The 23,247-nt window shown below is 59.8% G+C and carries 21 protein-coding genes; 11 read left to right on the top strand and 10 right to left on the bottom strand.

Features of this window, described 5'->3' with window-relative positions; all coding sequences use genetic code 11:
* Positions 1 to 225 precede the first annotated feature (225 nt).
* The gene (locus AB7M26_RS08040; protein ID WP_123497321.1) at positions 226 to 2,403 is read left to right on the top strand and encodes a malate synthase G; all 2,178 of its coding nucleotides are present in this window, start codon (positions 226 to 228) and stop codon (positions 2,401 to 2,403) included.
* Positions 2,404 to 2,637: 234 nt separating this feature from the next.
* On the opposite strand, the gene AB7M26_RS08035 is transcribed toward AB7M26_RS08040, so the two are convergent.
* A complete protein-coding gene (locus tag AB7M26_RS08035) occupies positions 2,638 to 3,084 on the bottom strand; it encodes a response regulator (RefSeq protein WP_007904163.1) in 447 nt (148 codons plus the stop codon).
* Between the two features lie 264 nt (positions 3,085 to 3,348).
* Between AB7M26_RS08035 and AB7M26_RS08030 the strand changes: the two genes are divergently transcribed.
* The 8 genes from AB7M26_RS08030 to AB7M26_RS07995 all read left to right on the top strand — a co-directional run bounded on the left by AB7M26_RS08030 (position 3,349) and on the right by AB7M26_RS07995 (position 12,491).
* Positions 3,349 to 5,289: a putative nucleotidyltransferase substrate binding domain-containing protein gene (locus AB7M26_RS08030; RefSeq protein ID WP_123497319.1), complete on the top strand. Its 1,941-nt coding sequence runs from the start codon at positions 3,349 to 3,351 to the stop codon at positions 5,287 to 5,289.
* Positions 5,286 to 5,993, top strand: coding sequence for a 3'-5' exonuclease (locus AB7M26_RS08025; protein WP_063342325.1), 708 nt, complete (start codon positions 5,286 to 5,288; stop codon positions 5,991 to 5,993). Before AB7M26_RS08030 ends, AB7M26_RS08025 begins: the two co-directional genes overlap by 4 nt.
* A 249-nt stretch (positions 5,994 to 6,242) precedes the next feature.
* Positions 6,243 to 6,761, top strand: coding sequence for an RNA polymerase sigma factor (locus AB7M26_RS08020; protein WP_123497317.1), 519 nt, complete (start codon positions 6,243 to 6,245; stop codon positions 6,759 to 6,761).
* Positions 6,758 to 7,732, top strand: a complete 975-nt coding sequence (locus AB7M26_RS08015) for a FecR domain-containing protein (protein WP_123497315.1) — start codon at positions 6,758 to 6,760, stop codon at positions 7,730 to 7,732. The genes AB7M26_RS08020 and AB7M26_RS08015 overlap by 4 nt, the downstream gene beginning before the upstream one ends.
* Positions 7,733 to 7,966: 234 nt before the next feature.
* On the top strand, positions 7,967 to 10,396 hold the full coding sequence (locus AB7M26_RS08010) for a TonB-dependent siderophore receptor (RefSeq protein WP_123497313.1): 2,430 nt from the start codon (positions 7,967 to 7,969) through the stop codon (positions 10,394 to 10,396).
* A gap of 77 nt (positions 10,397 to 10,473) precedes the next feature.
* Positions 10,474 to 11,604: a PepSY-associated TM helix domain-containing protein gene (locus tag AB7M26_RS08005; RefSeq protein ID WP_123497311.1), complete on the top strand. Its 1,131-nt coding sequence runs from the start codon at positions 10,474 to 10,476 to the stop codon at positions 11,602 to 11,604.
* Entirely contained in the window at positions 11,601 to 11,780 is a 180-nt protein-coding gene (locus AB7M26_RS08000) for a hypothetical protein (RefSeq protein ID WP_123497309.1), read from the top strand. Before AB7M26_RS08005 ends, AB7M26_RS08000 begins: the two co-directional genes overlap by 4 nt.
* 81 nt (positions 11,781 to 11,861) lie before the next feature.
* Positions 11,862 to 12,491 carry a glutathione S-transferase gene (locus AB7M26_RS07995; RefSeq protein ID WP_123497442.1) on the top strand — a complete coding sequence of 210 codons (630 nt, stop codon included), beginning with the start codon at positions 11,862 to 11,864 and terminating at the stop codon, positions 12,489 to 12,491.
* On the opposite strand, the gene AB7M26_RS07990 is transcribed toward AB7M26_RS07995, so the two are convergent.
* Together AB7M26_RS07990 and creD are read right to left on the bottom strand one after the other, a co-directional pair.
* Complete coding sequence (locus tag AB7M26_RS07990; RefSeq protein WP_429388564.1) at positions 12,488 to 12,706, bottom strand: hypothetical protein; 219 nt, start codon at positions 12,704 to 12,706, stop codon at positions 12,488 to 12,490. The two genes, AB7M26_RS07995 and AB7M26_RS07990, sit on opposite strands and share 4 nt — an antisense overlap.
* On the bottom strand, positions 12,703 to 14,073 hold the full coding sequence (creD, locus tag AB7M26_RS07985; RefSeq protein ID WP_123497305.1) for a cell envelope integrity protein CreD: 1,371 nt from the start codon (positions 14,071 to 14,073) through the stop codon (positions 12,703 to 12,705). Before creD ends, AB7M26_RS07990 begins: the two co-directional genes overlap by 4 nt.
* Positions 14,074 to 14,309: 236 nt before the next feature.
* On the opposite strand from creD, the gene AB7M26_RS07980 reads away from it, so the two are divergent.
* Entirely contained in the window at positions 14,310 to 15,320 is a 1,011-nt protein-coding gene (locus AB7M26_RS07980) for an acyltransferase family protein (protein ID WP_123497303.1), read from the top strand.
* A gap of 1 nt (position 15,321) precedes the next feature.
* Here AB7M26_RS07980 and creC read toward each other — a convergent pair whose 3' ends face one another.
* The 3 genes from creC to rloA2 are packed head-to-tail and all read right to left on the bottom strand — an operon-like array spanning position 15,322 to position 18,001.
* Positions 15,322 to 16,755, bottom strand: a complete 1,434-nt coding sequence (gene creC, locus AB7M26_RS07975; RefSeq protein WP_123497301.1) for a two-component system sensor histidine kinase CreC — start codon at positions 16,753 to 16,755, stop codon at positions 15,322 to 15,324.
* Positions 16,755 to 17,435 carry a two-component system response regulator CreB gene (creB, locus tag AB7M26_RS07970; protein ID WP_123497299.1) on the bottom strand — a complete coding sequence of 227 codons (681 nt, stop codon included), beginning with the start codon at positions 17,433 to 17,435 and terminating at the stop codon, positions 16,755 to 16,757. The genes creC and creB overlap by 1 nt, the downstream gene beginning before the upstream one ends.
* A 59-nt stretch (positions 17,436 to 17,494) precedes the next feature.
* Positions 17,495 to 18,001 (bottom strand): retropepsin-like aspartic peptidase RloA2, encoded by a 507-nt coding sequence (rloA2, locus tag AB7M26_RS07965; RefSeq protein ID WP_007904116.1) that lies wholly within the window; start codon positions 17,999 to 18,001, stop codon positions 17,495 to 17,497.
* A 336-nt stretch (positions 18,002 to 18,337) separates the two neighbouring features.
* On the opposite strand from rloA2, the gene AB7M26_RS07960 reads away from it, so the two are divergent.
* Positions 18,338 to 19,222 carry an acyltransferase gene (locus tag AB7M26_RS07960; protein WP_123497297.1) on the top strand — a complete coding sequence of 295 codons (885 nt, stop codon included), beginning with the start codon at positions 18,338 to 18,340 and terminating at the stop codon, positions 19,220 to 19,222.
* A 1-nt stretch (position 19,223) separates the two neighbouring features.
* Here AB7M26_RS07960 and AB7M26_RS07955 read toward each other — a convergent pair whose 3' ends face one another.
* From AB7M26_RS07955 to AB7M26_RS07940, 4 genes are all read right to left on the bottom strand, one after another.
* A complete protein-coding gene (locus tag AB7M26_RS07955; RefSeq protein WP_123497295.1) occupies positions 19,224 to 19,835 on the bottom strand; it encodes a DUF2780 domain-containing protein in 612 nt (203 codons plus the stop codon).
* A 241-nt stretch (positions 19,836 to 20,076) separates the two neighbouring features.
* Positions 20,077 to 21,276 carry a formaldehyde dehydrogenase, glutathione-independent gene (gene fdhA, locus AB7M26_RS07950; RefSeq protein WP_007907573.1) on the bottom strand — a complete coding sequence of 400 codons (1,200 nt, stop codon included), beginning with the start codon at positions 21,274 to 21,276 and terminating at the stop codon, positions 20,077 to 20,079.
* A gap of 206 nt (positions 21,277 to 21,482) precedes the next feature.
* The gene (gene purU, locus AB7M26_RS07945; RefSeq protein WP_007907570.1) at positions 21,483 to 22,340 is read right to left on the bottom strand and encodes a formyltetrahydrofolate deformylase; all 858 of its coding nucleotides are present in this window, start codon (positions 22,338 to 22,340) and stop codon (positions 21,483 to 21,485) included.
* A gap of 180 nt (positions 22,341 to 22,520) precedes the next feature.
* A complete protein-coding gene (locus AB7M26_RS07940; RefSeq protein ID WP_038981143.1) occupies positions 22,521 to 23,153 on the bottom strand; it encodes a sarcosine oxidase subunit gamma in 633 nt (210 codons plus the stop codon).
* Between the last annotated feature and the right edge of the window lie 94 nt (positions 23,154 to 23,247).

Raw genomic sequence — 23,247 nt, 5'->3', positions numbered from 1 at the left:
TATGCCGCAGCGCGCACTACATAACGCTGGATCGATGTCTGCCGCAGGTCCGTCGCAACCCCTGAAAGCCCTGTCAGCAAGGCCGCAAAGCCGTTGATCGGATCGAACCCAGCCGCCAGCAATGGCATGTACTGGTAGAAGGGTTTGTGGTTTAAATGGCCAGAGGCTTCATTGTTAAAATTGAAGAGCTGAAAAGCGAAATAGCTGAGCAGAGTGAGGCAAGCAATGACTGAACACGTTCAAGTCGGTGGCCTGCAGGTCGCCAAAGTCCTGTTCGACTTCGTGAACAACGAAGCCATTCCCGGTACCGGCCTCACCGCCGACACGTTCTGGGCCGGTGCCGACAAGGTCATCCATGACCTGGCGCCGAAGAACAAAGCCCTACTCGCCAAACGCGATGATTTCCAGGCACGTATCGATGCCTGGCACCAGGCTCGTGCAGGTGTTGCGCACGATGCGGTGGCCTACAAAGCCTTCCTGCAAGACATCGGTTATCTGCTGCCAGAAGCGGCTGATTTCCAGGCAACGACGCAAAACGTCGATGACGAAATCGCCCGCATGGCCGGTCCACAGTTGGTGGTACCGGTGATGAACGCGCGCTTCGCGCTCAACGCCTCGAATGCCCGCTGGGGTTCGCTGTATGACGCGCTCTATGGCACCGACGCCATCAGCGAAGCGGACGGCGCGGAAAAAGGCAAAGGCTACAACAAGGTTCGCGGCGACAAGGTCATCGCCTTCGCCCGCGCCTTCCTCGACGAAGCCGCGCCATTGGCTGCCGGCTCCCACGTCGACTCCACCGGCTACAAGATCATTGACGGCAAACTGGTGGTCGCCCTCAAAGGCGGCAGCAACACCGGCCTGCGCGACGATGCGCAACTGATCGGTTTCCACGGCGATACAGCGGCTCCAACTGCGATCCTGCTGAAAAACAACGGCCTGCACTTCGAAATCCAGATCGACGCCAGCACCCCCGTTGGCCAGACCGACGCGGCCGGCGTCAAAGACATCCTGATGGAAGCCGCGCTGACCACCATCATGGACTGCGAAGACTCGGTCGCTGCCGTCGATGCCGATGACAAAGTGGTGATCTACCGCAACTGGCTCGGCTTGATGAAGGGCGATCTGTCGGAAGAAGTCTCCAAGGGCGGTCAGACTTTTACCCGTACCATGAACTCCGATCGCACTTACACCGGTGTCGATGGCAAAGAATTGAGCCTGCACGGTCGCTCGCTGTTGTTCGTGCGCAACGTCGGTCACCTGATGACCATCGACGCGATCCTCGATAAAGACGGCAACGAAGTACCGGAAGGTATTCTCGACGGTCTGGTGACTTGCCTTGCGGCGATCCATAGCCTCAACGGCAACAGCTCGCGCAAGAACAGCCGTACCGGTTCGGTCTATATCGTGAAACCGAAGATGCACGGCCCGGAAGAAGCGGCGTTCACCAACGAGCTGTTCGGTCGCATCGAAGACGTGCTGGGCTTGCCGCGCAACACCCTCAAAGTCGGGATCATGGACGAGGAACGCCGTACCACGGTCAACCTCAAGGCCTGCATCAAGGCTGCCGCCGAGCGCGTGGTGTTCATCAACACTGGCTTCCTCGACCGCACGGGCGATGAAATCCATACCTCCATGGAAGCCGGTCCGATGGTGCGCAAGGCCGACATGAAGGCCGAGAAGTGGATCAGCGCCTACGAGAACTGGAACGTCGACATCGGCCTGAGCACCGGCCTGCAAGGTCGCGCCCAGATCGGTAAAGGCATGTGGGCCATGCCGGACCTGATGGCAGCAATGCTCGAACAGAAAATCGCTCACCCGCTGGCCGGTGCCAACACTGCCTGGGTTCCATCTCCGACCGCTGCTGCACTGCATGCGCTGCACTACCACAAGGTCGACGTGTTCGCCCGTCAGGCTGAACTGGCCAAACGTGCTCGCGCTTCGGTGGACGACATCCTGACCATCCCTTTGGCCGTCAACCCAGACTGGACCGCGGAGCAGATCAAGAACGAACTGGACAACAACGCCCAGGGCATTCTCGGTTACGTGGTGCGTTGGATCGACCAGGGTGTGGGTTGCTCGAAAGTGCCGGACATCAATGACGTCGGCCTGATGGAAGACCGTGCGACGCTGCGTATTTCCAGCCAGCACATCGCCAACTGGCTGCGCCACGGCATCGTCACTGAAGATCAGGTGATGGAAAGCCTCAAGCGCATGGCGCCGGTGGTTGACCGTCAGAACGCCAACGACCCGCTGTACCGTCCGCTGGCACCGAACTTCGACAGCAACATCGCCTTCCAGGCGGCGGTCGAATTGGTGGTGGAAGGCACCAAGCAGCCAAACGGCTACACCGAGCCGGTCCTGCACCGTCGTCGTCGCGAATTCAAGGCTGCCAATGGCCTTTGAGTAAACGCTGACGCTGGACATGAAAAAGCCCTGATCGAAAGATCAGGGCTTTTTTTTACGCCGCGGTCCCCTGTGGCGAGGGAGCTTGCTCCCGCTCGACTGCGCAGCAGTCGTAAATCCTGTGTATGCGGTGTACCAGGTACATTGGGATTGCTGGTTTTGGGGCTGCTTCGCAACCCAGCGGGAGCAAGCTCCCTCGCCACAGGCAAGCCCCCTCGCCCACAAAAAAAGCCGCTACACATCCATCCCCAGCTCATGCTTGACCAATTCAAGCAGTTTGCCGCTATCGATGGGCTTGAGCAGAAAGTCCACTACGTGCAAGTGCATGGCTTCGATCGCATCCTTCACGTCGGCGTCGCCAGAGACGATGATGATCGGCAACGCCGCACGCGCCGATTCCCGCACCTGACGGATCAGTTCCAGGCCGTCGACATGTCCCATCCGCAGGTCGGTAATCACCAACCCGATTGATGACTTCGTCTCCAGCAATTTGAGCGCCGTTTCGCCACTGGCCGCCATCATGCAGTGAATGCCGTCCAGCCCCAGAATTTCCGACAGCAATTCCCTGGAGTCCTTATCGTCATCGACGATCAACACCCGCTGCGGCGGCAAGTCTGGTTCCAGCATGACGGCACTGAGCGCTTCGCGCTCGGCATCACTCAAAATATCGTGGTCGGACATGGCTTTCTCAACGTTTTCGATTCGATCCCTGACACAGTGGTCAGACATCGCTCAGCAGACTTCAATGTGCACTTCGTCGGAAACTTTTCCAATAGACAATGTAGGAGGTTTTTCCCACAGTTGTGTCAGACATTTCCCATATTCCGACCGTAGCACTGCCTACCTAGACTTACGTCCAATGGGCACCCTGCCCGTAGGGGCCGACCATGCCTGTAACGATCTGACACAACGATCCGACACAACAATCAGAAAAAGACTGCGGTAATGGTTATGAGTAAAGCGGACGCCTTCACCCAGGCAGGGAAAACCGCGGTGTTGCAGAACATCCAGGGCACTTTGCAATTCCTACAGCGCTTCCCGCCGTTCAATCAGATGGAAAACGCCCACTTGGCCTATCTGGTCGAGCAATGTCAGCTGCGTTTTTATGCCCCCGGCGAAAGCATCATCAAACCTGCCGATGGCCCGGTTGAGCATTTCTACATCGTCAAACAGGGCCGGGTCGTGGGCGAACGCCCGCACACGGCCAAGGGCGGGACGGAAACTACCTTCGAAATCACCACCGGCGAGTGTTTTCCCCTCGCCGCGCTACTGGGGGAACGGGCGACTCGCACCGAACATCTGGCGGCCGAAGATACCTTTTGCCTACAGCTGAATAAGCTGGCGTTCATCAAACTGTTCGCACTTTCCAGCCCGTTTCGCGACTTTGCCCTACGCGGAGTCAGCAGTTTGCTGGATCAGGTCAACCAGCAAGTCCAGCAGAAAGCCGTGGAAACCCTCGGCACCCAGTACTCGCTCAATACCCGACTGGGTGAACTGGCCATGCGTCACCCGGTGACTTGCAGTCCTAGCACTGCGCTGCGTGAAGCCGTAACGCTGATGCACAATCAACAAGTCGGCAGCATTGTGGTGGTTGATGAGCAAAAGGCGCCGCTGGGCATTTTCACCCTGCGCGACTTGCGACATGTGGTGGCCAACGGCACCAGCGACTTCAATGAAGCCATCGAAGGACACATGACCCGGGCGCCGTTTTACCTGACGCCGGACCACAGCGCCTTCGATGCCGCGATTGCCATGACCGAACGGCACATCGCCCACGTCTGCCTGGTCAAGGATCAGCGCCTGTGCGGCGTGGTCTCGGAACGTGACCTGTTTTCCCTGCAACGGGTCGATCTGGTGCATCTGGCGCGGACTATTCGCAGTGCCCAGAAGCTGGAAAACCTGGTGGCGATGCGCGGCGAAATCGGCCAATTGGTGGAGCGGATGCTGGCCCATGGCGCGTCCTCGACCCAGATCACCCACATCATCACCCTGCTCAACGACCACACCGTGTGCCGGGTGATCGAACTGGTGCTCGCCGAGAAAGGCGACCCCGGCGTGCCGTTCAGTTGGTTATGTTTCGGCAGCGAAGGCCGCCGCGAGCAGACGCTGCACACCGATCAGGACAATGGCATTCTGTTCGAAGCCCGCGACGCGGCCCACGCCGCCGAAATTCGCGGCAAGTTGCTGCCCATCGCTCAGCAGATCAATCAGAACCTGGCGCTGTGCGGCTTCACCCTGTGCAAAGGCAACATCATGGCCGGCAACCCCGAGCTGTGTTTGTCCCGGGCCGAATGGGCGCGACGTTTTGCGGCGTTTATCCGCGAGGCGACTCCGGAAAACCTGCTGGGGTCGAGCATCTATTTCGACCTGCGCGTGGTCTGGGGCGACGAGCGAGGCTGCGAGCAGCTGCGCCAAGGCATTCTCGATCAGGTCGGCGACAACCGCTTGTTCCAGCGGATGATGGCCGAAAACGCGCTGCGCAACCGCCCGCCCGTAGGCCGTTTCCGCGAATTCGTGCTGGCGCGCAAGAATGGCGAAAAAGCCACCCTCGACCTGAAGCTCCAGGGCCTGACTCCCTTCGTCGACGGTGCGCGAGTGCTGGCCCTGGCCCACGGCATCGACGCCAACAACACCCTGGAGCGCTTTCGCCAATTGGTGGACAAAGAAGTCATCGAACGACTGGACGGCGCGGCGTATGAAGAGGCGTATCACTTCATCCAGCAAACCCGCATGCAGCAACATCAGCTACAGACCCGGGAGAATTTTCCCTACTCCAACCGCGTCGATCCCGACAGCCTCAATCATCTGGACCGACGCATCCTGCGTGAATCCCTGCGCCAGGCCCAACGCCTGCAAAGCAGCCTGACCCTGCGGTATCAGTTATGAGCCTGTTTTCATGGCTGCGCCCGGTCAGCCCCATTTTGCCCGGCGAACTGCAACAACGTCTGGAGCGCTTGCCTGCCGTGGCCGAGCTGGGCGATTGCAGCCTGCGCGAACAACGTTGGGTAGTTCTCGACCTGGAAACCACCGGGCTGAACCTGAATAAAGATCGGCTGTTGTCCATCGGCGCGGTGGTGATCGAGGACGGGGCAATCGATTTCAGCCAGCAGTTCGAACGCACGCTGCAATGCACCGAACTCAAACTCGGCCCCAGCGTGTTGATTCACGGTCTGGGCCCGAGCGCCATTGCCGCCGGCAGCGACCCCGCGCAAGCCTTGCTCGAGTTCATGGAATTCGTCGGCGACAGTCCGGTGCTGGCGTTTCATGCGCCGTTCGACCAGCACATGCTGGGGCGCGCGCTGAAAGAACATCTGGGCTACAAATTGCAGCATCCGTTTCTGGACGTGGCCGACATCGCGCCGCTGCTTTGTCCACAGGCACACATTCGCGAGGCCGGGCTGGACGAGTGGATCGACTGGTTCAAGCTGGAAGTTTTCGAGCGGCATAACGCCAGTGCCGATGCCTTGGCGACAGCGGAGCTGGTGCTGATTCTGTTCAGCCGGGCGCGACAGCAGCAGATTCATAGCCCGTTGAACCTGCAGCAGCGGCTGAGTCAGTGGAAGCGGCGGCGACAGGCTCCGTCTTTCTAGATCTTCGGTGACTGTTCGGGCTCCATCGCGGGCAAGCCACGCTCCCACAGGTTTTGTGCCGTTTGCGAAATCGGCGGACGACGAAAAACCTGTGGGAGCGTGGCTTGCCCGCGATGAACGATAACTCGGTCTGACTGGATGTTCCCCCCGCCAAAACCACCCGACCAGCACCAATTGCTTACCTCCCCCGCCTCTGCCACAATCGCGAACAATTCTCGTTACTTAACACTTCCCCTTCGGTGATGTTGCGTGTCGTCAGTCCAAAGCCCCCAGAGTGAGCTCGTTGGTGCGTTGTATCGCGACCATCGCGGCTGGCTATTAGCCTGGCTGCGGCGCAACGTGGCCTGCCCGCAACGGGCCGAAGACCTGAGCCAGGACACCTTCGTGCGCTTGCTGGGCCGTGACGAACTGAAGGCACCTCGCGAACCTCGGGCATTTCTGGTGGCGATCGCCAAAGGCCTGCTGTTCGACTATTTCCGCCGGGCCGCACTGGAACAGGCCTACCTCACCGAATTGATGCTGATCCCCGAAGGCGAACAACCGTCGATAGAAGAGCAACAACTGATCCTCGAAGACCTCAAAGCCATCGATCACCTGCTGGGCAAGCTCTCGAGCAAGGCCCGGGCGGCGTTTCTCTATAACCGTCTCGACGGTCTCGGCCACGCCGAAATCGCTCAGCGTCTGGGGGTGTCGGTGCCGCGGGTTCGCCAGTATTTGGCGCAGGGCATTCGTCAGTGCTACATCGCGTTGTACGGTGAGCCGGTATGAGCCCGGCCAGCTCCAAACCCGTGTCGGCGCAGGTGCTGGATGCCGCGATTGCCTGGCAACTGTCGCTGGATTCCGGCAACGCGGTCGAGCGCGAAGCATTCGCCAAATGGCACGCCGCCCACGAAGAACATGCTCGGGCGTGGCGTCAGTTGGGCATGCTCGACCAGCGTTTCAGCGTCGCCAACGGCCCGGCCCGCACAGCCTTGCTGCAATCGCGCGAAAGCATCCGGCGCCGGGTGCGCAAGCTCGGCAGCGGCCTGGCCAGCATCGTCGCGGTGATCGGCCTGGCGCTGTTCGCCGGTGATCGTTATCTGCCCATCGACTATTGGCTGGCCGACCAGCGCACCGCTACCGGCGAGCAGCGCACCCTGCGCCTGAGCGACGGCACGCAGATCAGCCTCAACACCCACAGCGCAGTGGATGTGCGCTTCGATGAGAATCAGCGGCTGATCGTCCTCCAGGAAGGAGAAATCCTCGTCGAAACCGGCCATGGCGATGCCCGGCCGTTTATCGTCGAAACTCGCGAAGGCAGCATGCGAGCACTGGGGACACGGTTCCTGGTCAAGCGTGAAGATGAAGGCACGCGCCTGAGCGTATTGAAATCAGCGGTCGCCGCTCATCCCGAATCGAGCCCCGAGGAACAGATCCTGCGCGAAGGCCAGCAAGTGCTGATGCGCAGCAATGGCCTGGGCTCCATCATCGCCCTCAACCTCGGCGCCGATGCCTGGACCCGCGGCATGCTGGTGGTGGACAACGCGCGGCTAGAGGATCTGGTCCAGGAACTCGCTCGCTATCGTCGCGGGCATCTTGGCGTCACGCCAGAGGTCGCCGACCTGCGCATCACCGGCAGCTTCCCGCTGAACGATACCGACAAGGCGTTGAGTGCACTTTTACCGACCCTGCCGGTGCAGATCGAACAGCACACGCCATGGTGGGTAACGGTCGCGGCGAAGACTGAGGCCAAGCCCTAAAAGGCGCTGCGCCTGATCCGCCGCCTTCGCGGGCAAGCCCGCTCCCACAGGTTTTGTGTCGTTCACAGTATTCCCTCCCGACACAAAACCTGTGGGAGCGTGGCTTGCCCGCGAAGAGGCCATCAGCGTCACCGCAATTGACGAATAGAAATTATTTTCATCCACCCCTATCACTTTTGAATTCTCGTCCGGCACCTAGGCAATTGAGAAATATTTCCATTCAGGAGCCGCTGTATGTCCCGTTCGCTAGACACCGTGTTGCGCCCCCGTTTGTTGGCGGTCGCCATTGCCCTTTGCGCCCCTCTGGCCAGCAGCCAACTGATCGCCGCCGAACAGGCATCCAGTGTTCGCGCCTACAACCTGCCGGCTGCGCCATTGGCCAGCACTCTGAATCAGATCGCCAGTCAGGCCGGTTTGGCGCTGTCGTTGAATCCGTCGCTGGCGGCGGGCAAGACCTCGGCCCCGGTGAAGGGCCAGTTCGACGCCACCGGCGCCCTGCGTGAAGCCCTGCGCGGTACCGGTCTGCAGCTGGAACAGAGCAGCGCCGGCACCTACAGCCTGGTGGCCGTGCCCGAGGGCGTGATGGCCTTGCCGGAAACCGCCGTCATTGGCCTGGAAAATGCGGAAACTGCCTGGAGCCCGGTCGAAGGTTACGTGGCCACGCGCACCGCCGCTGGCACCAAGACCGACACCGCGCTCGTCGAAGCGCCACGTTCGATTTCCGTCGCCACCCGCCAGCAAATGGAAGATCGCGGTGTGCAGAACCTCGATGACGCTGTGCGCTACATGCCTGGCATTGTCGCCAGCAGCTACGGCAGCGACACCCGCGCCGACTGGTTGCTCGTGCGCGGTTTCGAACCGACGCAATTCCTCGATGGCCTGCCATTGCCAAAAGGCGTGTACGCCAATCCGAAACAGGAAACCTGGAACCTTGAGCGACTCGCCCTGTTGCGCGGGCCGGCCTCTTCGGTTTACGGCCAAACCCCGCCGGGCGGTCTGCTGGACATGGTCAGCCGCCGTCCCAGCGCCGAGTCGAGCAACGAAATCCAGGTGCAATACGGCAGCGACAATCATCGCCAGATTAACTTCGCCAGCACCGGCAAGATCGATGACGAAGGCCAGTTCCTCTATGGTTTGAGCGGTGTGGTACGCGACAGCGGCACGCAGATCGACCACGTCGACAACAAGCGCTACAACATCGCGCCGAGCCTGACCTGGAACATCGACGAAGACACCAAATTCACCCTGCTGACGCAATTCACCCGCGACGATACCGGCATCACCAGCCAGTTCCTGCCTGTGCAAGGCACCAAGATCCATTCGCCACTCGGCAAGATTTCCCATCACAAGAACCTCGGCGACCCGGACTGGGAATTCTACGACCGCACCTACTACGCGCTGGGCTACGCCTTTGAACATCGCTTGAATGATGTCTGGCAGTTCAAGCAGAACCTGCGTTACACCAAGTCGGACCTGTCCTTCCAGGCCCTCACCCCCGGCGCCTACCCGTTCACCCAAGTGGATGCCGAGGGCAATGTTGGCCGTTCGAGCACCAGTGTCGACGAGGACATCAGCCAGTTCGCCGTGGACAACAACTTCCAGGGCGACTTCGCGACCGGCGACATCCGTCACACCCTGTTGATCGGCCTCGATCACCAGCGCACCAATACCAACTACACCTCGATCTTCGGTGACGGTCTGACCACCAACGTCAACAACCCGATCTATGGCCAGCCAATCATTCGCCCGGCGCGCTCGACGGCGTTCTATGACTATGACCAGAAGACCTACCAGAGCGGTTTGTACGTCCAGGACCAAATGGCCCTCGACCAATGGCGTCTGACCCTCGGTGGTCGTGAGGACTGGGTCCACACGGGCACCAAATTCTTCAACAAGGCTGATGCCACCAACACCGAACGGGACAAGAAATTCAGCGGCAATGCAGCGATCAGCTATGTGTTCGATTCGGGCTTTGTGCCCTACCTGTCCTACGCCGAGTCGTTCCAGCCGACGAGCAAAGCCGTGGCATCGCCGACCGAGTCGTTCAAGCCGACTGAAGGCAAGCAATGGGAACTGGGCATCAAGTACCAACCGCCAGGCAGCAACACCCTGCTGACGGCTGCGGTCTATGACCTGACCCAGAAAAACGTCTCCGTCACCACGACCAACGCGGACAATGTCTCGATTACCAGCCAGACCGGCGAAGTGAAGGTCAAAGGCCTGGAGCTGGAAGCCGTTTCCGACGTCACCGACAACCTGAAAGTCATCGCCGCCTACACCCTGGCCAAGTCCGAAGTACAAAAGGGTGACTTCAAGGGCAATCGCCTGCAACTGATGCCTAACCAGCAAGCCTCGCTGTGGGCCGATTACACCTGGCACAACGGTGTGCTGGATGGTTTCGGCATCGGTGCCGGCGCACGCTACACCGGCAATACTTATGGCGACCAGGGCAACACCTGGCTGGGCAAGGCTGATGCCTACACGGTGTTCGACGCAGCGGTCCATTACGACTTGGGCCGTCTGGATAACAGTCTGAAAGGTGCGTCACTGGCATTGAATGCCACCAACCTGTTCGACAAGGACTACATCTCCACTTGCGACAGCTTCTACTGCTACTACGGCGACCAACGCAGTGTCGTCGCCAGTGCTACGTACAAGTGGTAATCGCCTGAACTGACACGCCCAAGACCCGAGCCGTCCTACCTGGACGGCTTTGGTATTTCTGAAGGCTATGAAGTGAAATGAAAAGCAAAACCATCCGCCGCTGGTCATTCGTTCACACCTGGACCAGCCTGATCTGCACGGTATTCCTGCTGATGCTGGCCCTCACCGGCCTGCCGTTGATCTTCCACCACGAGATCGACCATCTGCTGGGCGATGCCGCCGAGTTGAAATCCATGCCGGCCGACACCCCGCAGCTGAATTTGCAGCAGTTGGTGCAAGCGGCTGAAAAGCATCGTCCCGGCGAGGTCATGCAGTATTTCGGCTACGACGACGAAGACCCCAACGGCGTCATCGCCATCATGGCGCCCACCGCCGGCACCGAGCCGAACGCGTCCCACACCTTCATGCTCGACGCTCGCACCGGCGAAGCATTGGAAATGCCCTCGGCCAATGGCGGGTTGATGATGGTCATGCTGCGCCTGCACGTGGACATGTTCGCTGGCCTGCCGGGCAAGTTGCTGCTTGCGTTCATGGGGATTCTGTTTGTGCTGGCGATTGTCTCCGGGACGGTGCTGTACCTGCCGTTCATGCGGCGCTTGAAGTTCGCCACCGTGCGCCACGACAAATCCACCCGCCTGCGCTGGCTCGATCTGCATAACCTGATCGGCGTGGTGACGCTGACCTGGGCCTTGGTGGTCGGCGTGACTGGCGTGATCAGTGCCTGCGCCGACTTACTGATCGCCGCGTGGCGCAACGACAGCCTGAGCGCGATGATCGCGCCTTACCGCGATGCGCCGCCGCTGACTCAATTGGCGCCTGCGACCCGCTTACTCGACATCGCCAAAGACGTCGCGCCGGGCATGCAGCCCGATTTCATCGCCTTCCCCGGCACGCGATTTTCCAGCGAACACCATTACGCCGTGTTCATGAAAGGCAGCACTCACCTGACCTCGCACCTGCTGACACCGGTGTTGATCGACGCCAGCACCCTGCAAGTCACGGCGGTGGCCGAGCGGCCGTGGTACATGGACGCCATGGGCATGTCGCAGCCGCTGCACTTCGGTGATTACGGCGGTATGCCGATGAAAATCCTCTGGGCGACCCTCGATGTGTTGACCATCATCGTGCTCGGCAGTGGGGTTTATTTGTGGGTGGTACGGCGCAAGGTCGCGAAACCTGTGCTCGAAAACGCGGAGTGCCCGACATGAGGCCGAGACAGTCGAGTTTCTGGAAAGTCTTCGCCACGCCCACCGTCATCGCCCTGCTCAGCGCCGCCGGGCTGTTTGCCGCGTTGCTGGGCGATGGCGTGTGGGATGCATTGAGCTGGCTCGGGCTGGGTATCCCTGCCGTCCTCGCCTTGGGCGGATTTCTGCAACACCGCTAAAAACTGTAGGGTTAAAGCCATCTTGAGCTATCGGGTCAACGCGCTATGCTGCCGACACTGCCCATGATCGAGATCGTTGCCATGTCCGCTCCCAGCATGACCTTGTTCCACAACCCCGCGTCGCCCTTCGTTCGTAAAGTCATGGTGCTGCTGCATGAAACCGGGCAGACGAACCGTGTGGCGCTGCAAGCCAGCCAGCTCACGCCTGTCAGCCCGGATCTGGCCCTCAACGAAGACAACCCGTTGGGCAAGATTCCGGCGCTGCGCCTGGCCGACGGCAATGTGTTGTACGACAGCCGGGTGATCCTCGATTACCTCGACTATCAGCACGTCGGCAATCCGCTGATTCCTCGTGAAGGCTCGGCGCGCTGGCGGCGCATGACACTGGCTTCACTGGCAGACGGGATCATGGATGCCGCGGTGATGATTCGCTATGAAGTAGCCCTGCGCGTCCCGGAAAAGCACTGGGACGAATGGCTCGACGGTCAGCGCGACAAGATTCGTCGCGCCCTGGCCCTGCTGGAAGCCGACGCGATTGCCGAGCTGACCAGCCATTTCGATGTGGCGGCGATCAGTGTGGCCTGTGCCTTGGGCTACCTGGATCTGCGCCATCCGGATCTGGAATGGCGCAAAGAGAATCCGAAGCTGGCAGAGTGGTATTTCGAGGTGAGTCAGCGGCCTTCGATGATTGCGACGATGCCCAAGGTTTAGATATTCACTGGCTGTACCGGCATCTTCGCGAGCAAGCCCGCTCCCACAGGGGATTTGTGTTGTTCACACCATCGGTGCAGCAACTCAGGTCCAATGTGGGAGCGGGCTTGCTCGCGAATGCACCACACCGGATCTAACGGAAACAACCCGGCAATCCGCGTCGCCAACACCTCACCCACCCGCTGATCCTCGCGCAACCCCAACGACCGGCTCATTCCACTGCTCCAATATCAAAGACCAAAGGTTTCGCGGTTTTCTGCCCGATCCCATACCAGTCCAGCTTGCGGGTCAGCACCATGAACACGCCCAGCAGCCCGAACAACAGCAACGAGCCCATCAACAGCGCGTAATCCTCGGCACTCAGCAAGCCATAGAGCAAGCCATACAACGCCGCCAGCCCCGTCGAGAAACTCAAGCCGTGGCGCACGCTGTGCAGCACATGGCAGACATAGAACCCGATCAACGCCACACAACCACTCGCCGACAGCAGATACGCCGAGGCAAAGCCGATGTGTTCGGACAGCGACAACAGCAACAGGTAGAAGAACGCCAGCGCCACGCCCACCAGCGCGTATTGCACCGGGTGGACCGCCAGGCTTTTCAGCACTTCGAAAAGGAAGAAACCGGCGAAGGTCAAGACGATGAACAGCAGCGCGTATTTGATTGCCCGGTCGCTTTTCAGGTACTGGTCCACCGGGTCGATGAAACTCACGCCGAAGCTGCGACCGCTGAACGCCTCGCACTGGCCGCCAGACACACAACTGTTCAACGCCTCTTGCAGGTTGGTGGAGAAAAACGAGGTTTGCCAATTGGCGGTGAAACCCTGATCGGTGATTTCACGCTGGGCCGGCAGGTAGTTGCCGATGAAGCTGGGATGAGGCCAGTTGGCGGCCAGTGAAACCTTGCTGGTCTTGCCCACCGGGAGAACCTGCAACTGGCCGGTGCCTTGCAGGCGCAAGTCGAAACCGAAGGCCAGTTCCGTGGCCTGTCTGGTATCCAGCGCTGGTAGCGTCACGTGCACACCCTCGCCCAACCAGCGCACTTGGCTACCCGGTACAAAGTCCAGGCTCTGGCCATTGAGTTCGAGTTTCAATGCATTCTCAATGCCGCGAATGTCGCTGATGCCGACGGCCAGGAACGGTTGATCGAAGCGGTAGTCGGCGAAGTCTTCCTTGATACCCAGTTGTGCCGGGACTGAGAAATGCCCGCTGATGTGATTATCGGCGTGGAACAGCCGCGCTTCGTAGATACCCCGGGCACGCAGTTCGGTCTGGACCTGGCCGTCCAGTTCGAAGCGCTCCGGCAGGAAATACAAACGCCCGCGTTCCTCGCGAACGTCCTGGTAACGCTGGTTGGTTTTTTCGTTGGTTTTCCAGGTGCGCACCGTTTTGCGATAGGGCACCACCATCAGCGGGCCGCTCAATTGCTGGCTGTAACTGGAACTGCGGGCGATGTCTTCGAGCACACCGTCGCGCAGTTGTTGCCGCTCCTGGATCACGCCGTTGATCATCAGCAACGGGATCAGCAGCAACAGAATCAAAAGGGCAATCGCCCCCAGTTTTAGGGTCAGGCTACGGTTCATGGGACTCTCCCTGTTTGGATGGGGAAAGTCTGGGTCAGTTGTGTGGGGGGTTCGTGGAGGATCTGTGGGGATTGTGTGGAAATACCTGTAAAAGCCTTTTGGGTCTTGGCACACTGCGCTACCTTCAGGCCCCCTGCGGGTATCTGCACCCATTCCGGATACGTTTTACTGCCAGCTACAGTTCAGATTTTCGCCCCTTTGTTTGATCCAGAGGAGGCAAGACAAGGAGTGCCTCTTTGCGAAACAACTCATTTGACCTGATCAGACACCTCGCTGCCCTCATGGTCCTGGTCAGCCATCACTTTGTACTGTCAGGCATGAACGAGCCGGGAATAGCTGGTTACAACTCGTTTGGCGGTATGGCAGTCATTTGCTTCTTCGCTATTTCCGGGCTGTTGATTACCCTCAGTTATTTGAACGCCGCTAGCTTTCAAGACTACCTGGCAAAGCGTGTCGCTCGAATCTTTCCGGCGCTCATCGCTTGCTCATTCTTGATGACCTACGTGGCCGGAGCGTTCTTCGCCAGCGACTATGTCTTGGGAAAAGAGGCTTTGGTCGACTTTCTGCGCATTTCAGCCTTCGGACGTGCCTCCATTGATGAAGTAACCAACGACTTCATCTTCAGCGAATCCTTTAACGGAAGCCTGTGGACGTTAAAGATCGAGTTCGTTTTTTACATTCTGCTGGCGGTGGTACTGACCTTGTATCGCAGCGCCTTGATGCCTCTGGCTTTGTTACTGCTGTTTGGCCTCGCAACCTTTGTCCTGAGTAACTACATCACGGGCGCACTGGCGCAGAAATTTCTGGCCTACTGCGCCGCGGGCATAGCGTTTTTCTCGGGATCATTGATCGCCTTTCATCGACATCACTTCAAAAGCCCTCGCACAAAAGCAATCGTATTGGCCGCCTCCATCCTACTGATAGTAGTTTCCTTGGGGACTTCGTCGGTGTGGGTCACCGCCACTCTAGGGGTTAGTCTGGCAACCATCAGCCTGGGCCTGTTGTACGTAGATAAAACCATCAGGGGCCGGTTTGATATCTCCTATGGCATCTATCTGTATGCCTTTCCCGTACAACAACTGGTCATCAATAAAACCCCACTGGCCTTTGTACCGTCTATTGTTGTCACGACTTTTATTGTCATCGGTCTGGCGACACTTTCATGGTTGTTCATCGAGCAGCCGGCACTCAAGTTCGTGCATAGAAAAAAGGCCCGAAAATCAGTGCCTGGCTTGGTAACTCCTTGAGTCAATGACGAGTCGCCTCAGGCAAATGCAACTTGGCCTCTACACCGCCAGCAACGTTGCCTACCCACAGTTGGCCGCCGTGCAGTTTGACCACCTCTTCAACGAAGTTAAGCCCCAACCCCGTGCTTTTGCGCCCACTGTCCGGACGCGGCAGTGAGTAGAAGCGCTCGCTCAAGCGCGGCAACGCATAGTCGGGAATCGCCTCGGCCTGGTTAAAAAACTTGAATTCGATTTGCTCACCGAACTTTGCGGCACTGAATCGCAGCAAGCCACGATCCGGGGTGAAATCCAGAGCATTCTCCAGCAGATTGCCCAGCGCCTGGCGCAACAGAAACGGCTCGCCGAGCAGGTTCAGATCCGCAGCAATTTGCAGTTCCACACGCAACTGCTTGCCTTCGATTCGCGCAGCCTGCGCGCTCAATAGCTCATCGACCAAACCCGCCAACGGCACGGCCACCCGCTCTTCCAGCCCTTGGCGCTGTTCCACCTGCGCGAGGTTCAACAGTCGTTCAATCAACTGCTGCATGCGCGCACTTTCGCTGTCGATGTTGCTGACGAAACGCTGCTGCTGAGCCAGCGGCATCTGGCCTTGCAGCAATTCCGCCGCACCACGGATCGCCGCCAGCGGGCTTTTCAATTCATGGGTCAGGGTGTGTACATAACGCTCGACGTAGGCTTTGCCTTCGAGCTGGGTGCGCATCTGCTCCACCGCCGTGGCCAGTTGCTCCAGCTCGCCGCCACGATAATGCGGCACCTCGACCCGCCGGCCTTCGCTGACTGCCTGGGCATACGCCGTCAACCGCCGCAGCGCCGCGCTCAGCCACCACGACAACAGCGCACCGAACAGCAAACCGAGGCCAATCAGCCCCGCGCCATAAGCCAGCAATCGCCGTTCGGTGCGATCAACGTAAGGCTGCAGTGAGCTGTTGGGCTTGGCCACCGTCACCACGCCGATGATCTGGCCGTTGTCGCGAATCGGCGCCCCGACATGCATCACCGACGAATTCGAATCATCCGGGTTGCTGCGCGTCGAACGTGCGCCGTACTCGCCGCGCAGGGTCAGATAGACGTCGTTCCAGCGCGAGTAGTCCTGGCCAACCGCGATGCCGCTGGAATCCAGCACCACGATGCCCTTGGCATCGGTCACGTAAATGCGGTGGTTGACCTGATTCTTCGGCATTCCCCAGATTTTCGCCTTCGGTTGCCGCTCACCGTAAGCCTTGAGCAACTCAGGCCAGCGGTTCTGGCTGAGGGTGCCGGCCTTGAAGTCGTCCCGCAGGATCTCGGCCATCAGGTTGGCGGTGTCCACCAGGGTTTCTTCGGTGGATTGGCGCACGCCGGGGCGGATTTCTTCGATCACGGTGTTGAGCACGAAGTAGCCGGTCAGGCCGATGAACAGCACGTAGACCAGAAAAATCCGGATCCCCAGTGGCATCAGCTGTGCCCCGGGCTGTAGCTGTAACCGAGGCCGCGATGAGTCTGGATCGGCTCGGCATCGGCCTTCACCTGGCGCAATTTGGCGCGCACGCTTTTGATGTGGCTGTCGATGCTGCGCTCGTAACCGGCATCGGCGGCCACGCCCAGCGCATCGAGCAATTGCTCGCGGCTGAAGACTCGCTCGGGTTGTTCCAGCAGGCATTGCAGCAAACGAAACTCATGGCGAGTCAGGCTCAGCGGCTGGTTGCGATAGCTGATCTGCACCCGTTCGCTGTCGATGCGAAACAGCGCTGACGCCGCCTCCGCCACCGGTCGTGGCGCCATGCGCTTGAGAATCGCCCGGACCCGCGCCGCCACTTCCCGGGGGCTGAACGGTTTGACCACGTAGTCGTCGGCGCCGATCTCCAGACCCACCACGCGGTCGATCTCTGCATCACGGGCGCTGAGGAACATCACCGGCACTTCGCTGAAACGCCGCAATTGCTTGCACGTCTCGAAGCCGCTGATGTCCGGCAGGCCGATATCGAGGATGATCAGGTCGGCCGGCGTGGCGCGCTGATGCTCGAGTGCCGCCGCGCCAAGGCTCAACCACGTGGTGGTAAAGCCCTCGCCCTGCAAGGCGAAAATCAGGGTGTCGGCAATCGCCGCTTCGTCTTCGACAATCAGGATATGAGGCATGGCGTCCGAGCCCGCTAGTTAAGTGGGCGAACGGTGCCCCAAGGCCGATTCGCCGTCAATCAGCAGTCGGGTTTGTCTGCCGTGAAACGCCGTGCCGGGTTCACCGCCGCACCGAATTCACGCAGTGCTTTGGCGCCGATCAACAGCGGGTAATTGAAGCTGCTGCGGTCGGTGAGGTTGACTTCGACGGTGCGCTTGACGTTGCCCAGGCACAGTTCCAGATCAACCACTGGCCGTTTGGTGGGTTCGATCGCTTCTTTGTCATCGTCGTCTTCTTCGGAGCGGGTCTTGATCTTGCTGATCCGCGCGACCTTGTGTTCGTAAACCTTGTTGCTCGCGCCTTTGGTGGCGAGGCGGAAACGCACCCATTCGTCGCCGTCGCGGGTAAAGGTTTCGATGTCCTTGGCCGACAGCGACGCGGTCAGGGCGCCGGTGTCCATTTTGGCCTTGAGGACTTCGCCGCCGATTTCCGGCAGCGCGATGTATTCGTAACGCCCGTACAGGGTCGGCTCAGCGGCCAGGACCGGCAGGGCCACGAGGGAAAGCAGTGCAAGGAGAGATTTCACGTAGGGGGCTTCCTTTGGGAATGTGGACGCATGGCCGAATTCTAGACCGCAAAAAACAACGATAGTTGGACCACCGCAAACCTCTGTGGCGAGGGAGCTTGCTCCCGTTCGATTGCGCAGCACTCGTAAAACCACTGCATGCGGTATACCTGAAAAACCGCGGCGTCTGGTTTTGGGGCCGCTTCGCAGCCCAGCGGGAGCAAGCTCCCTCGCCACAGGGGATCTCATACCTCTGGAAGCATAACCAGGTAAACGTGAAACATTCGTCACCATCGATTTGGCCTGTCGCCCGAAGCTGCTTATCATGGCGCGCCCAAACGCTTTCAAGAGTGACTTATGCGCCGCCTGCTCACCGGCTGTTTCGTTACCCTGCTGCTGTTGCTTAACACCCTGGTGCTGTTCGGGCCTTTGATGGTGTTCGCCTTGCTGAAACTGCTCTTGCCCGGGCGTTTTCGCGATTACGCCTCGGCGGCGGTGATGTGGATTGCCGAAACCTGGGCCGAAATCGACAAACTGATCTTCCGACTGTGCATCCCCACCCAATGGAACATTCGCGGCGGCGATGATCTGCGCCGCGACACCTCGTATCTGGTGATCGGTAACCATCAGTCCTGGGTCGATATCCCGGCACTGATCCAGGCGCTTAACCGGCGCACGCCGTTCTTCAAATTCTTCCTCAAGAAGGAACTGATCTGGGTGCCATTCCTGGGCCTGGCCTGGTGGGCGTTGGACTATCCGTTCATGAAGCGCTACACCAAGGCGTTTCTGGCAAAGAACCCGGAGCTGGCCGGCAAGGACCTGGAGATCACCAAACAAGCCTGCGAGCTGTACAAGCGTCAGCCGGTGACGGTGGTCAATTATCTGGAAGGCACCCGCTACACCTCGGCGAAAAGCGCCCAGCAGCAGTCACCGTTCACTCACCTGCTCAAGCCCAAGGCTGGCGGCGTGGCTTTCGTGCTGGCGGCGATGGGCGAACAGCTGGATGCCATTCTTGATGTGACGGTGGTGTACCCGCAGCAGAAGATTCCGGGGTTCTGGGATTTGATCAGCGGCAACGTGCAGAAGGTGATCATCGACATCCAGACACGTGAACTGGACCCGGCGCTGTGGCAAGGCGATTACGAAAACGATCCGGTGTTTCGCGAACATGTCCAGAACTGGGTCAACCAGCTCTGGATCGAGAAGGACCGGCGCATCAAGGCACTACGCGCCGAGGGTTGACTCAGCTACCTATGCCGGTGCCGGTGCCCCAGATTCCGCCAAGATTTTGCAGCAGCGAACCGGCGACGCCTTGCTGACCGAGGTATTGCAGAATCACCGGGGCAAACAGGCCGATCATGCCGGTGTCCATGCCCAGGGCACTGAACGCGTTGTTCAGGTCCTTGGTGTCCTTGACGTTACCCAGCAAACCATTGAGCAAAGGGTTCTTGTCGACACCACCGCCGAGCAGCCCACCCAATCCGCTCAAGCCACTGAGAGCGCTGTTGCCGGCGATCTGATCGAGGCCCGGCACATTTTTGCTCAGCTCGGTGAACTCCTGGCCGCTGAGTTGGTTCCTGGCCAGCCCCAGCATCGCACCGGCACCACCCACGGCCTGTTCTGGCGTGACGTTGAGCTGAGACCCCAGGGTAGTGAGCAAACCGGCAGCCTTGGGGAGCGCTGCCACGGCGTCTTCGCTCTCGTCGCTCTCATCGTCCTCGTTACCCTGCATCGCCGAAATCGCACTGGCCGCATCGCTGAGGCTGAACTGTGCAAAGGCCGGGCTGGCGGCCAGCGTCGTCAACGAAGCAACAGCCATGAGCGATGCCAGCGCAAAACCGCTTGAAACGTTCATCCAGACATCCTCTTGTGCCATGAGAACCACCCGGCAGGGCAGCAAAACTGCCGATTTGACCGGGCATCTGCTGGCATGTTCCCCCCCAGTCGTGGAACCCCGAATCCATACGATGAATGGCACGCCTGCTCCCGCCAAACAGGCCTGTGAACAACCCGGCAGAACCTGAAAGCGCAGGCTGCGGTGCTCCATAAAAAAGGGCGACATCACTGTCGCCCTTCTTCCCGTCTTGCTCCCAGCCTTACGCCGCGCTGAACATCTTGTGCGGATCGATCACAAACTTCTTCGGCACGCCCGCATCGAATTCGCCATAACCACGCGGGGCGTCGTCGAGGCTGATGACTTCGACACCCACGATGTCGGCAATCTTGATGCGGTCCCACATGATGGCTTGCATCAGTTGGCGGTTGTACTTCATCACCGGGGTCTGGCCGGTGTGGAAGCTGTGGGATTTGGCCCAGCCCAGACCGAAGCGAATGCTCAGGCTGCCCATTTTCGCGGCGGCATCCACCGCACCCGGGTCTTCAGTGACGTAGAGGCCGGGGATACCGATTTTGCCCGCCACGCGAACCACGCCCATCAGCGAGTTGAGCACGGTGGCCGGAGCCTCGTGCTTCACGCCGGCATGGCCGTGACCGCGAGCTTCGAAGCCTACGGCATCGACGGCGCAGTCCACTTCCGGTTCGCCCAACAGTGCAGCGATTTGTTCGTGCAGTGGGGTGTCTGTCGACAGGTCGGCGATTTCGAAACCCTGAGCCTTGGCATGGGCCAGGCGGATCGGGTTGACGTCACCGATGATCACCACCGCAGCACCCAGCAGACGAGCGGAAGCGGCAGCTGCCAGGCCAACCGGGCCGGCGCCGGCGATGTACACGGTGCTGCCAGGGCCAACGCCGGCAGTCACTGCGCCGTGGTAACCAGTGGGCAGGATGTCGGAGAGACAGGTCAGGTCACGGATTTTTTCCATGGCCCGGTCGCGATCTGGAAGTTTCAGCAGGTTGAAGTCGGCATACGGCACAAACGCGTATTCGGCTTGGCCACCGGTCCAGTCACCCATGTCGACGTAACCATAGGCACCGCCCGGACGCGCCGGGTTAACGCTCAGGCAGACGCCAGTATGTTGCTCTTTGCACGAACGGCAACGGCCACAGGCAACGTTGAAAGGAACCGACACCAAGTCGCCGATCTGCAGGTTCTCGACACCGCTGCCCTTCTCGATCACTTCACCCGTGATCTCGTGGCCCAGCACCAGACCGGTCTGAGCGGTGGTACGCCCGCGCACCATGTGCTGATCGGAACCACAGATGTTGGTGGACACTACGCGCAGGATGACGCCGTGCTCGATCTTCCTGCCGCGCGGGTCCTGCATTTTGGGATAGTCGATTTTCTGTACTTCGACCTTGCCAGCGCCGAGATACACCACACCACGATTACCAGACATGCTTTCACCTCGCTGTTGTTTTTATGTAGCGGTCGCGTCGCCATGGATCGGCGGCGCGTTGATTGCTCGGGTTATTGCCTGTGTGTCTTGTGTTGTTTGTTATGGCGCCATCGCGGGCAAGCCCGCTCCCACAGTGGATCGGCTGTACTCAAGGTCTGTGAACAACACAAACCCCCTGTGGGAGCGGGCTTGCCCGCGATGGCGATCTAAAGAACGACCGTGCGATTGGCGTTCAAAAACACCCGTCGTTCAATGTGATAGCCCACCGCCCGCGCCAGGGTCAGCCCTTCGATATCCCGGCCTTTGGCAATCAGGTCTTCGGGATAGTGGCTGTGATCCACCGCCTCCACGCCCTGGGCGATGATCGGGCCTTCGTCCAGGTCGTTGTTGATGTAATGCGCCGTGGCGCCGACCAGTTTCACGCCCTTGTTGTAGGCCTGGTGATAGGGCTTGGCACCCTTGAAACCCGGCAGCAGGGAGTGATGAATGTTGATCGCCTTGCCGTCGAGTTTGCGGCACAGCTCTGGCGACAGAACCTGCATGTAGCGCGCAAGAATCACCAGTTCGGCGCCGGACTCTTCGACCACCTGCCAGACCTGACGCTCCTGGGAGGGCTTGTCGTTCGGGTCCAGCGGAAAATGGTAGTACGGAATCTGATGCCAGTCGGCCAACGGCTTGAGGTCCGGGTGGTTGGAAACCACGGCGACCACGTCCATCGACAACTGGCCGATGCGCTGACGGTAGAGCAAGTCGTTGAGGCAGTGATCGGCCTTGGACACCATGATCACCACTTTCGGCCGGTGATGCGGCGGGGTCAGTTCGAAGACCATCCCGAAGGCGTCACCACGTTCCGCCAGACCTGCGCGAAAGGCTTGTTCGTCGAAGCCGTCGGGCTGACGGAATTCCACGCGAATGAAAAAACGACCCGAGAGCCGGTCATCAAAGGAATGGTGCTCGGTGACGTAGCAGCCCTGCTCGAACAGAAAGCGGGTCACCGCATCCACGGTGCCGAGGACGCTAGGGCAATCGGCGGTCAGAATCCATGTGTCTGGGGCGCGGCTCATAATGCGGTGACTCCTGTTCGAAAATACCTACGCGACTGCGAAGACCTGTGGCGAGGGAGCTTGCTCCCGCTGGGTTGCGAAGCAACCCCTTTTTCAGCAACCGCATTCCTGCAGAAGGAACGCGGACTCAGGTTTTACGACTGCTGCGCAGCCGAGCGGGAGCAAGCTCCCTCGCCACAATTACGCCTGAACGCTAAGGCCGTATTCGGCGGCCGCATCCTGCAACCACAACCACCAGTAATCCGAGAAGCTGCGACGAATCAGTAGTTCCCAGGTGTCTTCGGCGGTGTGGCGGATCATCAATTGCGACTTGGCGAACACCGTGCCGACAGCCTTGCCCACCGGGAAGTTGTTAGGGTGCACGTCATAGCTGGTGGATTTCATCAGCACCTGACGCACGTTCGGGCCGCTGAGTTCGAGGATCTGCTGGCCGCCGCTGACGTTGACGATCTGGATGTGCAGGTCGCCCAGTGCTTCACGCAGCTTTTTCTCGGCAGCGAATTCTTCACCGGTCGGCACGATCAGCAGCCATTCATCCGGCCCCATCCATTGCAGGCTGGTTTCGCCTTTGATCACCACGGTCAGCGCGGCGGGCAGTTCCAGGCCGAGGGCCTTGTGCACGCCGGCGGCGAACGCGGCATCGTGACCATCGCCACGGATGGTCAGGTGACCGAGGAGTTTTTTCTCACGCACGATCACGCCGGCGTTCTTGCGACCCTTGCCCACCAGGCTGGCGAGGTCTGCATGATGCAGCGACGACTCGGCCTTGGCCCCGGTGGTTGGGCGTTGTTGGTAAACATTGGCTGCGGTCATAAAGCACCTGTCTTGAATTCGTATTTCCTGTGGGAGCGTGGCTTGCCCGCGATGGGAGCAACTCGGTCTGCCTGAGGCACCGCGTTATCGTTCA

The organism is Pseudomonas sp. F-14 TE3482, assembly GCF_053629455.1.
Note: the sequence above shows the minus strand (reverse complement) of the source record. Positions and strands in the feature narration are given on the sequence as shown.